The 14,561-nt window shown below is 63.5% G+C and carries 10 protein-coding genes and 4 pseudogenes; 10 read left to right on the top strand and 4 right to left on the bottom strand.

The annotated features are described in order from the left end of the window. The 5 genes from ACCQ13_RS12605 (at nucleotide 1) to ACCQ13_RS12585 (ending at nucleotide 4,350) form a co-directional block, all read left to right on the top strand. Complete coding sequence (locus ACCQ13_RS12605) at nucleotides 1-1,074, top strand: TrbL/VirB6 family protein (RefSeq protein WP_159407284.1); 1,074 nt, start codon at nucleotides 1-3, stop codon at nucleotides 1,072-1,074. Continuing rightward, nucleotides 1,043-1,645: a DUF4189 domain-containing protein gene (locus tag ACCQ13_RS12600; RefSeq protein ID WP_223214324.1), complete on the top strand. Its 603-nt coding sequence runs from the start codon at nucleotides 1,043-1,045 to the stop codon at nucleotides 1,643-1,645. Before ACCQ13_RS12605 ends, ACCQ13_RS12600 begins: the two co-directional genes overlap by 32 nt. A gap of 148 nt (nucleotides 1,646-1,793) precedes the next feature. Then, nucleotides 1,794-2,324, top strand: a complete 531-nt coding sequence (locus tag ACCQ13_RS12595) for a hypothetical protein (RefSeq protein ID WP_159407283.1) — start codon at nucleotides 1,794-1,796, stop codon at nucleotides 2,322-2,324. After that, the gene (locus tag ACCQ13_RS12590) at nucleotides 2,321-2,980 is read left to right on the top strand and encodes a hypothetical protein (RefSeq protein WP_159407282.1); all 660 of its coding nucleotides are present in this window, start codon (nucleotides 2,321-2,323) and stop codon (nucleotides 2,978-2,980) included. The genes ACCQ13_RS12595 and ACCQ13_RS12590 overlap by 4 nt, the downstream gene beginning before the upstream one ends. Further along, nucleotides 2,977-4,350: a Tle-like phospholipase domain-containing protein gene (locus ACCQ13_RS12585; protein ID WP_159407281.1), complete on the top strand. Its 1,374-nt coding sequence runs from the start codon at nucleotides 2,977-2,979 to the stop codon at nucleotides 4,348-4,350. Before ACCQ13_RS12590 ends, ACCQ13_RS12585 begins: the two co-directional genes overlap by 4 nt. A 148-nt stretch (nucleotides 4,351-4,498) precedes the next feature. Here ACCQ13_RS12585 and mfd read toward each other — a convergent pair whose 3' ends face one another. From mfd to ACCQ13_RS12570, 3 genes are all read right to left on the bottom strand, one after another. After that, nucleotides 4,499-7,966 (bottom strand): transcription-repair coupling factor, encoded by a 3,468-nt coding sequence (gene mfd / locus ACCQ13_RS12580; protein WP_104605224.1) that lies wholly within the window; start codon nucleotides 7,964-7,966, stop codon nucleotides 4,499-4,501. Nucleotides 7,967-8,477: 511 nt separating this feature from the next. After that, entirely contained in the window at nucleotides 8,478-9,020 is a 543-nt protein-coding gene (locus ACCQ13_RS12575; RefSeq protein WP_029219309.1) for a GNAT family N-acetyltransferase, read from the bottom strand. 394 nt (nucleotides 9,021-9,414) lie between these two features. Then, a complete protein-coding gene (locus tag ACCQ13_RS12570; RefSeq protein WP_104605228.1) occupies nucleotides 9,415-10,323 on the bottom strand; it encodes a 23S rRNA (adenine(2030)-N(6))-methyltransferase RlmJ in 909 nt (302 codons plus the stop codon). A 164-nt stretch (nucleotides 10,324-10,487) separates the two neighbouring features. Between ACCQ13_RS12570 and ACCQ13_RS12565 the strand changes: the two are divergent. Together ACCQ13_RS12565 and ACCQ13_RS12560 are read left to right on the top strand one after the other, a co-directional pair. Then, a pseudogene (locus ACCQ13_RS12565) lies at nucleotides 10,488-10,562 on the top strand (two-component system response regulator CreB); the annotation flags it as partial. Then, nucleotides 10,553-10,756: pseudogene (locus ACCQ13_RS12560) on the top strand (ATP-binding protein); the annotation flags it as partial. The pseudogenes ACCQ13_RS12565 and ACCQ13_RS12560, both read left to right, overlap by 10 nt. A gap of 121 nt (nucleotides 10,757-10,877) precedes the next feature. Here ACCQ13_RS12560 and ACCQ13_RS12555 read toward each other — a convergent pair. Continuing rightward, nucleotides 10,878-11,690 (bottom strand): annotated as a pseudogene (locus tag ACCQ13_RS12555) (C1 family peptidase). Between the two features lie 366 nt (nucleotides 11,691-12,056). Here ACCQ13_RS12555 and ACCQ13_RS12550 point away from each other — a divergent pair. The 3 genes and pseudogenes from ACCQ13_RS12550 to ACCQ13_RS12540 form a co-directional block, all read left to right on the top strand. Continuing rightward, nucleotides 12,057-12,656 (top strand): annotated as a pseudogene (locus ACCQ13_RS12550) (inner membrane CreD family protein); the annotation flags it as partial. A gap of 202 nt (nucleotides 12,657-12,858) precedes the next feature. Further along, nucleotides 12,859-13,470 carry a GNAT family N-acetyltransferase gene (locus tag ACCQ13_RS12545; RefSeq protein ID WP_104605230.1) on the top strand — a complete coding sequence of 204 codons (612 nt, stop codon included), beginning with the start codon at nucleotides 12,859-12,861 and terminating at the stop codon, nucleotides 13,468-13,470. Between the two features lie 91 nt (nucleotides 13,471-13,561). Next, nucleotides 13,562-14,458, top strand: a complete 897-nt coding sequence (locus tag ACCQ13_RS12540; RefSeq protein WP_104605231.1) for a carbon-nitrogen hydrolase family protein — start codon at nucleotides 13,562-13,564, stop codon at nucleotides 14,456-14,458. The last annotated feature ends 103 nt before the right edge of the window (nucleotides 14,459-14,561 follow it).

Below are 14,561 nucleotides of genomic sequence, written 5' to 3'. Positions count from 1 at the left end.
ATGGGTGAGCGGATCGACAGCAAGGAGTTCAGCAACGAGATTCAGGCGTTCGGCCTGCAGCTGATGAGCCGTACCATGAGGTGGGTCAGTACGATCGCATTGACGGTCACCACGCTGTGGGTCTTGCTTCTGGGCTATCGCATCGCCACCGGGCAATCGCGTGAAAACGCAATGGCGACAATGATCAAGGCGGCGAAGGTCGCGATCATCATCAGCGTTGCTTCAGCTGTCGGGGTCAACGGCGCAATGCTGCACCAGACCATGACCCAAGGCCTGGATAAGGAGATCCATGGTCTGTTTACCGGTGAGCAAGACAGCACCGCCTCCGATGCGATCGACGAAAATCTTGCCTACACGCAGCTGGCGCTGACGGCGCTGGATGCGGTGCGCGTCGACCCCACCGATCCTGAGGCACTGGAGAAGAAAAGCCGTGCTGTGCTGCTGGCAGGCTTCGGCACTGCCAGCCCGCCGATGGCGGCTGGGGCGATGCTGCTGTTGTTCAAGTTCACCATGGCCTTCCTGATCGGGATCGGGCCGATTTTCATCCTGGCGCTGATCTTCGACCAGACCAAGGACCTGTTCAAGAAATGGCTGTTCTATTTACTGGGCACGTTGTTCTCGATGGCCATGCTGTCGGCGGTGACGGCGATGGTGCTGAAATTCACGGCAAAAGTGGCTGCGGCCTACTGGGCTGCACAACTGTTCACGTTGGGCAATGCGGAAGGATTGTCGAGCCAGGCGCTGCAACAGGGTGGTATTGGGCTGATTATGACGATGCTCATCATCACCGTGCCTACGTTGGCGGCGGCCGTCTGGCAAGGCAGCATGAGCAACTTCATGCACTTCTCCGCGTTTGGTGGAGGCGCTGCATCGAGCCCTGGGCCGCAGGGGCAGCCGGCTGGGTCGTATGTGCCGCAGCAAGCGCCTAGGGCTTCTAATGAGGATTCAGTTAATAGAGCTCAGTCTACCAGTCAGGTGACGAACCGTACTGTTAGCCCCCTGAGGGGATCTGAATCTAGTCCAATACCAGGATCTCGAGGTAATGCGGGAAGAAATGAAAATGGCAATGCTTAGAATCGTTGGCACTCAATTTTCTTGCAGAGGGTGTGGATATATGGGTTTCAGCAGATTTGCGTTGTTATTTCTTATGGTCGTTGGGGTCCCAGCAATGGCTGAGCAGGGCTGTCCTCCGGGTCAGATTCCTGCAATGGCGAACGGCAGTATTACCTCCTGTGGTCCTATTCCCTCCGGTTATTACGAGCAGCAGGGCTCTGCTACCCCTCGGCCTCTTGGGAAATGGATCAAAACCTGGGGGGCTGTTGCACTTGATGAGTCAGGCACGGGTGTGTTGGGAGTCGCAAGTAGAGAACGTTCTAAGCGAGACGCGCAAAAGGCTGCTTTATCCGGTTGTTTCAAAACAGGAGGCAAAGATTGCCGCGACTGGGTGACTTACTTTAATCAATGCGCAGCTGTGGCGGAACCTTATAAGGATGGAAAATCTTCTGATGGAAAATTACAATTTTCCACAGGTGCGGCACTTGAGAAAGTTACAGTAAAGGCAGAAAAAGACTGTGCCTCTGTAAATAATAGTTCGTGTAGAGTTATTTATTCCAACTGCTCGGATCCGATCTTTGAGAAGTTCTGATGCATGCCTGAATGCATTGCCACATTCATCATCAAGCGAAGGTTAGATACGCAAGAGTTGCGCGCCCAAAAGCATCTCCAACCTGCATCCCTCAACGTTCATCCCTTGTCCTTGAACACGTTCGCCGCTAAGTCAATGGAGCGATGTAATGGATACCGTGCTCTCCTCCCGCAGCTTAGATTGGTACCGCTCACCCCGGGGCGTTCGACGCATGTTGACTATCCTGCTGATTTCAACCTTACTGACCGCGAGCTTGGTCGTCCTCGCCTATCGAACTTCGTTCACGTTCCTGATGGGCCTTGCACAGTATGCCGCCACCATCTGTGCTGTATTGCACTTCGCCGTGGTGTCGATGCTGCTGGGGCTCGTTGCTGGTGCTATGACTGTTTGGAAAGAGCTGCAAGCAGCGGGAAAACATACCGAAGAGGCGAGACAGCTTCGCCGGGCGATTGTCAGTGCGGGTGCAATGACACTTCTGATGTTCATGCTTGTAGTGGCAGCGGCTTGCGTCCCCTTTGTGATGGATGTCATTAGGAAGGTTCCCGAGTTCGGTTTGGTCTTCGCGCTCATGCTCATCACTTTGTTGATATATCGTGTCAACATTAACCGCATTTGTTCACGACTCACCGATTCCATGACAGCTGCGCAGCGTGCGGCACAACGCACGATGACAGCATGAACGGGAAGCTGGGAATCAGAATTGCTGGCTCTCTGGTCTTGGTTTTCTTGACAGGATGCAACCCTATGAACACTGGCTCTGAAAGACACGACACCGGCGCGACCACCACCGACGGCGATCCGGTCTACCGCAAGAACCCGCATCCGACCCAGGCGTACCGGATCACGATGACCATCGAGGATGCGCCGGGGCCGTTCGAGTGGGTGTCGGGAACTGCGTTCTATGAAATGACCAATCGCGATGCGTGCACGCCCTTCGATCGCTCATTGGCCATGTCGACAAAGCAGAAGGAAGATGGGATTCCCATCAACTTCGAGAAGGCTGGTGACACAACATATGTGGCGACGATTTATGCTGACGGCATGATCGATGCTGACTATTATGGCAAGGGCGTTTGCCTCTTCGAGCTGAATGGAGTTGGCATCTCTTTGAGAGCTACTGGCAAGAAAGAGGAGACTCGATTTCAGCCCATCTTATTCAAAAATGAAATTTATAGATCGACGCCAAAGATCACATATTTTTGGAAAGAGCGCTATCCAAAGGCAGGTATGGATGACTTTCCTGACGGTGGCGAATCCAAGGTTGATGATTTCAATGATATTGCTCGCAATAACCTCTTTAAAGTCACCCTGTCCACCAAAAAGGTGATCCCATGAGTCTTACGAGCCAGCAATACGCCGCACTTTCGAGAGATTCATACGACAAGCCAATCAAAACCGGAGAGGACAGCGACCCTGTAAATATCGGTGGAAATATTTACAAGCGCCTCAAATATGTGGATAGCCCTTCTGGCTATCAAGGCATCGTCTATCAGCGCGTCGATACGCGTGAGATCATCGTCGCTCACCGCGGCACCGAGACCGACCGACAGCTGAAAGAAGATGGCATCTACACCGACGGTGGCATGGTTGCAGCCCGCCACAACAACCAGGCTGCCGAGGCGCTTGAGCTGACGCGATATGCGTTGAACTATGCGCACGAACTCGGCAAAGGCGGCAAAGCCCCCGACGTCACCGTCACCGGCCACTCGCTCGGCGGCAACCTGGCCCAGGTCACTGCGCACCACTTCGGCCTCAAGGGTGAGACCTTCAACGCCTATGGTGCAGTCAGCCTGGATCGTCGCATTCCCGAGGGCGGCACCGCTGTCATCAATCATGTGATGGCTGGCGATGCGGTCAGTGCTGCCAGCAAGCACTATGGCCAGGTCAAGCTCTACGCCACTCAGCAGGAGATTGCCTTGCTGGAAAAAGCGGGTTACGCCAATGACCGCAGTCTTTTGGATGCACGCAATCCAGCGGTCGCCCAACCGCTCGCCGACTCGCACCGCATGCACAACTTCCTGCCGGTGGATGCCAATGGCAGTCCAGACCGCTCGGTGCTGGAAGACCCCAAGGCGCAGCAGTTAGCCCGTCAGTATGCGCCAATGATCGACAAGTACCGCGATGACGTGGAAGTGTTGCGTGGTGGCTTGACGCTTGGTGCACGCGGTGGTTATGGCCTGGCCGTCGATGCCATCGATCGTCTGCGCGGAACGTTGGAAACTGGCGCTGGAACGACAGAGATGGCCGCCGCACGCTGGCAGGAGGTGCAACAGCGCATGGAGGCAGAGCACCAACAGCAGTACGTGGCACCCGGCTGGAAGATGCCGTTGGGGGCAGGCAGCGAAGTGGATGGGTCGACAACGCCGCCTGGTCGGTTTGGCGAGCCTGCCTCCGCATCGGTTCCCAACGATCCGCTTTATCAGGCCATCCACAGCAAGCTCCCTGCCGGCACCTCGCCGGCCGAGGCCATGCATGCAACGGTGGAAGCCAAGCGTGTGGGTATCCTGAGTGTCGATCAATTGCACAGCGTGACATTGCATCAGGACGTGGTTTGGATCATCGGCCAGACACCGGGCTTTCGGGCCAAGGTGGATTTGTCCGAGACCGTACCTCCATTGCAGGAGAGCGTCCGCCAGTCGCAGGCCCTGGATGCGCAGCGCAGCCAGCCAGACATGCCCCCACCGGCACCGATGCGTGGAATGTAGCGATGGATGACCGGATGCGCCGATGACTGCACCCTTGCAGACTACCGCCACTGTAGACCGACGTGCGCATCGTGCGATCAGCCGGTTGCAGCTCTTGGCGGATATCGGCCTCGGTGACTTCGTGTTTTTCAAACTGATTGGACTTTCCTTAGCTCGGTGCTAATGCTGCCAGCAGCCCGCGCGCGGCATTGAATCGATCCGCGCCCTCGGGAAGCGGCAGCTTGATGCGCAGCTTGTCCGGGCCGTCCATGGTGTAGATCCTGGGCTGCTTCTGGATCATCTGGATGACGGTCATCGGGTCGATCGTCGGCTTGGCCTCGAACACCAGTCGGCCGCCGTTCTCGCCCAGATCCAGCTTGCGCACGCCCAGCGCATTGGCCTGCAGCTTGAGCTCGGCAACGGCGAACAGGTGCTTGACCGGGTCCGGCAGCAGGCCGAAGCGGTCGATCATTTCCACCTGCAATTCACGTAAGGCCTCGGCATCGCGTGCGCTGGAAATACGCTTATACAAGGTCAGGCGCGTGTGCACGTCGGGCAGGTAGTCCTCGGGTATCAGCGAGGGCACATGCAGTTCCACCTCGGCCCCGCGCACTTCCTCGCCAGCATCCAGATCGGGTAGCTTGCCCTGGCGGATGCTGCGCACCGCGCGTTCCAGCAGTTCGGTATAGAGGCTGAAGCCGACCTCGGCCATCTGCCCGCTCTGGTCCTCGCCCAGCAACTCACCGGCGCCGCGGATTTCCAGGTCGTGCGTGGCCAGCGTAAAGCCGGCACCGAGCTCGTCCATGGAAGCGATCGCTTCCAGACGCTTCTCGGCATCGGAGGTCATCGAGCGCCGGTCCGGCACTACCAGGTAGGCGTAGGCGCGGTGATGCGAGCGGCCTACGCGGCCTCGCAGCTGATGCAACTGCGCAAGACCGAAACGGTCGGCGCGGTTGATGATGATGGTGTTGGCGTTGGGGATGTCGATGCCCGATTCGATGATCGTGGTCGACAGCAATACGTTGAAGCGTTGTTTCTGGAAATCCAGCATCACCCGTTCCAGCTCGCGCTCGGGCATCTGCCCATGCGCGATGCCGATGCGCGCTTCCGGCACCAGTTCGGACAACTCGCGCTGCATGCGCACGATGCTTTCCACGTCGTTGTGCAGGAAGTACAGCTGCCCGCCGCGGCTCAACTCGCGCTGGAATGCTTCGCGCAGCAGTGTGTTGTCCCAGGCGGTGATGAAGGTCTGCACCGCCAGCCGGTTCGGCGGCGGGGTGGCGATGATGGACAGGTCGCGCAGCCCGGCCATGGCCATATTGAGCGTGCGCGGGATCGGCGTGGCGGTGAGCGTGAGCAGGTGCACGTTGGCGCGCATCGCCTTGAGCGCTTCCTTCTGGCGCACGCCGAAACGCTGTTCTTCGTCGACCACGACCAGGCCGAGATCCTTGAACTTGACGTCGGGCTGCAATAGCCGGTGCGTGCCGATGATGACGTCGATATCGCCGCTGGCGACCTTTTCCAGTTCGGCCTTGATTTCCTTGGTGCTCTTGAAGCGCGAGAGCACTTCCACTTTCATCGGGTAATCGGCGAAGCGGTCGCGGAAATTGCGGTAATGCTGTTCGGCCAGCAAGGTGGTCGGCACCAGAACGGCCACCTGTTTGTTGGCGCTGGCAGCGGCGAAGGCGGCGCGCACGGCCACTTCGGTCTTGCCGAAGCCGACATCGCCGCAGACCACGCGGTCCATCGGCTGGCTGCTGCCCAGATCGCGCAGCGTGGCATCGATGGCGGCTAGCTGATCGGGGGTTTCTTCGAACGGGAAGCCGGCCGCGAACGGTTCGTACATCGCGCGGTCCACCTGCAGTGCCAGTCCGGCACGCGCACGGCGGCGTGCCTGGATTTCCAGCAGTTCGGCGGCCACGTCGCGCACCTTTTCGGCGGCCTTGCGCTTGGCCTTGGTCCATTGCTCGCCGCCCAGCGAATGCAGCGGCGCGGTCTCGGCCGACGCACCGGAATACCGGCTAATCAGGTGCAGTTGTGCGACGGGTACGTACAGCCGGTCGCCCTTGGCGTATTCGATTTCCAGGAACTCGCCAGGCATGCCGCCGGCATCGAGCACGATCAGGCCACGGTAACGGCCCACGCCGTGATCCTCGTGCACGATCGGCGCGCCTTCGGACAGCTCGCCCAGGTCGCGGATGATGGCTTCCGGCTCGCGTCCCACCCGGCGCGTGCGGCGCGGCTGGTTGGCCCGCTCCGGAAACAGCTGGCGCTCGGTGAGCACCGCGATCTGCGGGTCATCCAGCGCGAACCCATCTTCCAGCGGCGCCACGGTAATGCCGAAACGTAGCGTGGCCGCGGCCAGGAACGCAGGCAGGTCGGCGACCACCTCCGGCTTGAGCTGTGCGGCGGCCAATACTTCCATCAAGGCTTCGCGACGGCCGGCCGAATCGGCGGCTACCAGCACGCGGCCCGGGTAATGGCCCAGGAAGGACGCCAGCGCCTGCCCGGCCGGTGCGTCCTTGGCGGCCACCGGCAGCGGCGGCAACGGTTGTTCGCCGAGCGCGGCGGCGTCCTCGATGCGCGGGTGATCGGCTGGCCACACTTCGATGCGGGCCAGCTTGTTGAGCCGCTCGCGCAGCGCATCGGGCGACTGATACAGCGCGTCCGGCGGTAGCAGTGGCCGCTCCACATCGTGGCGGCGCTGTTCGTAGCGGTGTTGCGCCTGGGTCCAGAACGCATCGGCGGCGTTGGAGACGCCGGTGGCAATCAGCGGCAGCACACGCGTGTCCAGGTAATCGAACAGCGTGGCTGTCTTGCTGAAGAACATCGGCAGGTAATACTCGACGCCGGAGGGCGCGATGCCGGATTTCAGGTCTTGATACAGCGCGCTGCGGCGGGTATCCACGTCGAAACGTTCGCGCAGGCAGGCCAGCACGCGTTCGATGCTGGCATCGTCCATCGGCACTTCGCGGCCGGGCAGCATCTTGACCGCATCCACCTTGTCCAGCGAGCGCTGCGATTCCGGATCGAACGCACGGATGGAGTCGATGTCCTCGTCCAGCAGCTCCACCCGCAGCGGCGTGTCCGCACCCATCGGGAAGACGTCCAGCAGGCCGCCACGCACCGCGAAATCGCCCGGGTCCATCACCTGCGGCACGTTGCGGTAGCCGGCGCTCTCCAGACGGCGTTTTTCCGTGTCCAGATCCAGCCGCTGGCCAACGGTGAGATCGAAGCTGCCGCCGACGATGTAGCTCAGCGGTGCAAGTTGCTGCAGCAAGGTCTGCACCGGCACGATCACCACGCCCTTGCTCAAGCCGGGCAGGCGATGCAGCGCCGCCAGCCGCTGGCTGATGATTTCCGGATGCGGGCTGAACTGGTCGTAGGGCAGGGTTTCCCAGTCGGGAAACGGCACCACCGACAGCGCGGAATGCTCGCCCAGCAAGGCCAGCAGGTCGGATTCGATCTGGTGCGCGCTCTGGTTGTCGCGTGCGATCACCAGCAGCGGCCCGGCATGCGCCTCGGCGGCCCGCGCGATCGACCAGGCCAACGCAGTGGGAGACGACGGTGCGCGCCAATAGGCGCGGAGCTGGCCAGACTTGGGCAGCGGCGGAGAGGGGTAGGTAGGCGACGGCATCAGCCGGCAATTTTACCAGAGCCCCCGCAGTGCCCGGTCCATCTGGCGTGAAAGGTGGTTCGTACGGTGCATGCAGAAGGGCGCTGCGGGGCTACAGCCCTTGCGAGCTCGTGCATCTGTCTTGTCGGCGGCTCTTTAGTGGGGCCTGGAAAGTCCAAAGCCACGCGGGTCGAGTGCGCGGTGCCCTCACCGCTTGCGGGACACGCCGTGAATCCGTCCCTGGAGGCTCGGTGGCGGCATCCATGCCGCCAACGGTCCCGCAAGCGGTAAGGGCACCGCGCCAGAGCGTTTGCTGGTGGCTTTATTGAAAGCTATGCGCACCGACCGACTCGACTGGTCCTTGCCCGCTTACCGTCGTGGGACCTTGAGCGGCAGGGATGCCGCGCCAGAGCTTACAAGGACGTACTTGCAGCGTGTCCCGCGATGGTGAGCGGGCAAGGGCCTTGCAACCAAGTCGCAGATCGCCAGCGCTAAGCCGACTCCTAAATCCCGATTCCCGATTCCCAGCCCCTCAGGCATCCAACTCCAGCACCATCCGCACCAATTCCGGCGATTCCGGATGCGCCTGCGGCTTGAAGCCCAGCGATTCGGCCAGTTGCAGCATCGGTACGTTGCTTTGCAGCACGTCGCCGAACAGGCAATCGAGATATTTGCGGCGCGCCCACTTGACCAGCTTGCGCATCAACTGCCGGCCCAGCCCCTGGCCGGCGACGAAACTGCTGACCAGGATGGTGTACTCGGCCTGGCGGGTGCCCGGTACCAACGCGGCCCGCGCCACCGCCCCGACCAGGGCTTCGCCGGGCGGCAGCTGCTCGGCGGCAACCAGCACGATCTCGCTCTTGGGGTTGGGATGGGTCAGGCGCTGCACCATTTCCGGGGTGATTTCGGCGGAGGAACGCACAAAGCGCGCGCGGATTTCCTCCGGTCCCAGCAGGCTGAATGCCCCTTGCAGCGGCGGGCCGTCCTCGGGACGGATCGGGCGTAGCAGAAGAGTGCGGCCATTGGGCAGGCTGAAGTTTTCATGCCAGGGAGGCATGCGATTGCGAATGGCCATGACCGGTAATTCCTTCAAGGTCGGAAGATTCTGGCACCAGCCCGGCGCGCAACCGTGAATGAATCCGGTGCGCCGCCAAGAGCCAACGAGGTGGCAGTGCTTCTCACTTCACTGTAACGAGCCGAGCCGTGAGCCAGCCGTGAGAGTGTGGGCGCGGGTATTGGCTCGGACGCGGTTAATCGATGGTCCGCCGGCAGCGCCACAGTGGGCACCGACCCGCGCGCTATCCCGACGGACGTGCCGTCAGGCAAGGCCAGGGGCCGCTGGTGATGCCCGTGCAGCGCAGTGCATCGGAGTCCGCACCGCGTGCATGCAGGGGGATGGTCAGGGGCGTGCCGCAGCGCAGCGTCCTGCGTCCCGTCCACCACCGGCCACCGCAGCGGCCAGCAGCGGATCAGGCGTCCTGCCGCAGCCACTCCAGCCGGGTGGAGGCGCCGGGTTCGCCCAGATGCTGCTTCAGCACCGGCAAGGCCGGGGCCAGCACCTGGTCGAACTGCCAGGGCGCGTTGACGATCAACAGCCCGCTGCCGGTCAGGCGCAGCGGCGAGTCGTCCGGGCGCACCTGCAGCTCGGCGACCAGCACCGACTTGGCGGGCAGCGTGGCGGACTTGCGCATGAACGGTTGCAGGCTGCGGCGCAGCTTGATCGGGTACCACACCATGCAGATCGCCTGCGGCCAGCGTGCCAGGGCCTCGCGCACGCTATGGATGATCTGCGGGTACTCGGCATCCTGCGCTTCGTAGGGCGGGTCGATCAGCACCAGCCCGCGGCCGATCTTGGTATCGCCTGCGCGCGGCGGCAGGAAGGCGCGGATCGCCGCATAGCCGTCGCCGGCGTGCACGCGCACGCGGCTGTCCTTGTCGAACAGGCTCTTGAGGGCCTGGGCTTCGTCCGGTTGCAGCTCGCAGAACGCCATGCGGTCCTGGTCGCGCAGCGCCTGAGCCGCCAGCAGCGGCGAGCCGGGGTAATGGTTGAGCTGGATGCCGGCGGTGGGCCGGGCCGGCTTTTGTCCGGGTGCGGCGTGGCGCGCCGAGGCCTGGTTGTCGGCCTGCACCGCACGCAGGTAGCGCTCGACCACTTCGGGCAGGGTGGGCGCGGCCATCAGCCGCATCACCCCGGCGTCGGCCTCGCTGGTCTTGCGGCCTTCCTCGCCACCGAGCTGGTAGCGGCCGCGCCCGGCGTGGGTGTCGAGCACGAAGAACGGGGTGTCCTTGCGCTTGAGCGAGTCGATCAGCGCCAGCAAGGCGATGTGCTTGAGCACGTCGGCATGGTTGCCGGCATGGAAGGCGTGGCGATAGTTCATCGCAGCAGTGTAAGCGGGCGCGGTGGTTTGCGCTGGGGTGCGCGGTCGCTTGCGGTCTGCTGCTGCCAGTGCTGGCGGCGCCGGCGATCAGGCCTGCGCTGCCGGGGAACCTCGCGCGCGCTGCCGCGGCGGCACAGCGCTATAGATCGTGCATGCCTGCGGCTATGCTGCGCGCCATGTCCGACCCTCCCGTCCGCGTGCTCGTCGTCGAAGACGAAGCCGCCATCGCCGATACCGTGGCGTGCCGGACTACGCGATCGAACGCGTGTTCGAGCGGTTCTACTCGCTGGCGCGCCCGCTGACCGGGCAACGTGGCTCTGGTCTGGGCCTGCCGTTCGTGCGTGAGGTGGCGCGTCTGCATGGCGGCGAGGTGGCCTTGCGCAATCGTGAGGGCGGTGGCGCGGTAGCGGCCCTGCACCTACCCAACGGCTGAAACGCACTGGCTGCCGTGTGCGACAGGCCGGCTGCAGATCGCCGCACCAGGGCAGTTGCGGCATGCGCCGTAGCACATGCCGCCGATGTGTCAATCGCGCACTACAATGTGCGCTGCGGGTTCAGTGCAGTACGTCGGCTTGCATGACGTCCTTGGCCACCACCGACCACGCCAGTTTGCCAAAGCCCTTGTTGCCCCAGCCGGTGCCCCAGCTGTTCTCGACCAGCAACCCTTCGCTGTCGTAGCCCAGCGCGACCACCGCATGACCGCCCAGCAGCGGCGTGGAGGTGTCGTAGTCGACCTGGTTCTTGGAGCTGAGGTCTTCAAAGCCTTGCCGGACCTGGAAGCCGATCGCCACCGGCGTGGACGAGGCCAGCGCAAGCTTGATCTGCTCGATCAAGGCTCGCCCACCGTTGCCGCCGTTGTCCGAATACAACACGGTGTACTTGCGGTACGGCGTGGGGTTCTTGGCGGCGTTGGCGCGGTCGGCGGCGGTGGGCGGGTTCTTCCAGTTGTAGTTGCCCCATGAATAATGCTGCTCGGTGTCGATACCTTGCGCCAACGCCACCTCCAGTGGGGCGTCCAGCGTGGAGCCCTCATCGACGCCGCCGTTGACCTGGCTGTAAAGATACATCGGGGCAAAGCGGGTCTGCGCCTGCTTGTTGGCGTTGGCATACCAGCCGGTCAGGGTGTGGGCCGTTGCCCAGGATGCACATGCATTCACTTGGCCCTGGTCGCCTGGCGGAATCGCCCAGGCGGTCAGGTCCACGCTGGCGGGGACCGACTTGGCGGCGCTCGCTGTTCCGAACAGCGGTGTGACCGGCTGCATCAACGACTATGGTTTCAAGCCCATGCCGTGCGTTGCCGCCTGTGCGGCGGCGGACAGGCTCAGTGCAGCGAGTAGGCAGAGTGCGAGCGAACGTTGGATGTTCATGGGAGGGAAACTCCAGGCTAGAGAGGAATGCAGTCGGCGCAGGGAGTAGAGCCACGCCAGGCAAGCAGGCAGGCGACCGGTGCGGCGCGCGCGAAGTAACGGACATCGGTATGGAGCGACGAGGCTGGAAAGTCGTGTTCAGAACGAAATCGAAAACGAAGAGATGGATCTGCAGGACGTCACTGCAGGCGAATCGTTGCGCTTGCCGCCACAGCGTGCCGTAGCGATGCGAAGCGCTGTCGAGGAAACGGAAGTCCGTGGTGGGCCTGGGTTGCACTTGTGCCGGTGGAACTGCGGATTTCTTCAGTGCGTCACAGTGCGGCCGCAGGTCGGGGCAACGCCCACTTCACATTGCCGGACGAGTAGGGCAACCAGCGCAAAGTGTGGCGCAAGCGTGAGGGCGCGCTGTTGCAGACCCCGCGCAGCCTGAAACTCAGCGGCGAGATGGTGCCGTCGGTGCGCGAAGTGGGTCTGTATCGCGTGCAGGTGTATTCTTGCAGAGCGGCGCTGCACGCGGAATACGCACCGCTGGACTACGCCGCCGTGCCCACCCGCGTGTATGGCCAACCGCATCTGGCGGTGGGCATTTCCGATGTGCGTGGGCTGGTCGGGACGCCGCAGCTGCAGATGGATGGGCGTGCAGTGGCACTGGAAAGCGGCGCTGGCGCGCTCGCGGATCGGTCGTCGGGCGTGCATGCCGAACTGAGCCCGCTGGCCGACCCGGTGGCCGGGCGGCTGCAGGAGGGCAATGGGGTGGAGATGCAGTTCGTGCTGGACGGCACCCGCCGGCTGGCCATCGCACCGATCGCCGACAACAACGGGATTGCCTTGCGTTCCGCCTGGCAGCCCCCGTCCTGCGGCGGCCGCTTCTTGCCCAACGCACCCAGCATCGGCCCGAAAGGCTTCGATGCCAGCTGGTCGCTGTCGTCGCTAGCCACCGGCGCACAAACGCAGCTGCAGTCCAGCCGCAACCACGGGACTGCTTCGTTATGGACCATGGCAACGCCTGAGCAATGGCAGCTACTGGACCCGCAGCAACGATGCGCTGCTCGGGGTGCTGGTGGCTGCAGAAGAAGCGGCGGTCTGGTTGATGTGGCAACAGCCGGTTGCCACGGAACGGCACCACCGCCGCTGGTTGCGCTGAGCGGCGGTGGCGCGGTCGCTTACCATGGCCGGCATGACCCGTACTCCCCTCGTCATCGAAGCGGTAAGCGGCAACGCGGGGTTGCCGTACCTGGACGCGGTGGCGCAGCTGCGCATCGCGGTGTTCCGTGCATGGCCGTATCTGTACGACGGCGATGCCGATTACGAACGTAGCTATCTGGCGGCATATGCGGCCTCGCCACGCAGCGTGTTCGTGCTGGCGCGCGATGGCGATGCGGTGATTGGTGCCTCCACTGGCCTGCCGCTGCTCGATGACGGCGACGCCTTCCACGCGCCCTTCCGCGCAGCCGGCATCGACCCGGCTGGCGTGTTCTATTTCGGCGAGTCGGTGTTGCTGCCCGCGTATCGCGGGCGTGGCATCGGCCACGCGTTCTTCGACCGCCGACAGGCGCATGCGCGCGCGCTGGGCGGCTTTGCGCTCACCGCCTTCTGCTCGGTGGACCGTGCGCCCGACGATCCGCGCACGCCGGCTGACTATCGCCCCAACGATGCGTTCTGGCGCAAGCGCGGCTATGCGCCGCAGCCGCACCTGCAGGTGCGGCTGGCCTGGGCAGAATTGCACCACGGCCAGATCGACCACCGCTTGAGCGTGTGGACATGCGCCTTGGCAGACTAGCCGCGCTTGCACCGTCTGCGTTGCCGCTGGCTGCGACCATTGCCGGCCCGTGTGTGTCTCCACTTGCCGCTACAGGTACAGGACCTAGCCCATGAATGCGCCGCTCACCATTGCTGTTGCCAAGTACGCGATCGGCCGCCCGGCGGATTTCGATGCGTTTGCCGCGCGCGTGTCGGCCCTGGTCGGCGAGGCTGCGCTGGCCGGTGCCCGCGTGGCGGTGCTACCGGAATACCTGTCGCTGGAGCTGGGCGCGACCTTCGGCACGCAGGTGTCTGCCGGCCTGCCCGAATCCTTGGCCGCCATCCAGGCCTTGCGTGCACCATGGCTTGAACTCTTTGCCGGCCTGGCGCGCCAGCACCGGCTGCACCTGATCCCCGGCAGTTTCCTGCTGGATCCAGGCCAGGGCCGCTACCGCAATCGCAGCGACTGGTTCACCCCCGATGGCCGCCACGCTTGGCAGGACAAGCTGCAGCTCACCGGCTTCGAAAAGGCCACCGGGCTGATCGAGCCGGGCGATGCGCTCAAGGTGTTCGACCTCGATGGCGTGCGTGCGGCGATCGCCATCTGCTACGACAGCGAATTTCCGCTGCCGGTGCGGGCGCAGTACGAGGCCGGTGCACGCCTGCTGATCGTGCCCAGCTGCACCGACACCGCCGCCGGCGCCACCCGCGTACGCATCGGCTGCCTGGCGCGCGCGCTGGAAAACCGCATGTTCGTCGCGCAGTCGGTCACTGCCGGCCAGGCGCCCTGGAGCCCGGCGCTGGACGTCAACACCGGCGAGGCGGCGGTGTTCGCGCCGATGGATGTGGGCTTCCCGGATGACGGCGTGCTGGCGCAGACCCGGGGCGAGGCGGCGTGGGCGTATGCGTCGCTGGATATCGATGCCTTGGAAACCCGCCGCGCACACGCGCAAGTGGCCAACGATCGCGATTGGCCGGGGCAATGGACAGCCGGTCTGGCGCGTGCGCGGCTGGCGAGGTGGGAATGAGTCAGCCGTGCCGGGTGTTGCCAAGGACATGACCGCGCGCTCCTGGGCCGCAGCCCATCCTCCAGTGCTATCACGGGCCGTACCCGCCAGCCCTGCGCTCGTG

The organism is Xanthomonas sp. NCPPB 1638 (assembly GCF_041475635.2).
GTDB classification, from domain to species: domain Bacteria; phylum Pseudomonadota; class Gammaproteobacteria; order Xanthomonadales; family Xanthomonadaceae; genus Xanthomonas; species Xanthomonas cucurbitae.
The sequence above is the reverse complement of the archived record's forward strand: the minus strand, read 5'-3'. Positions and strand labels throughout refer to the sequence as shown.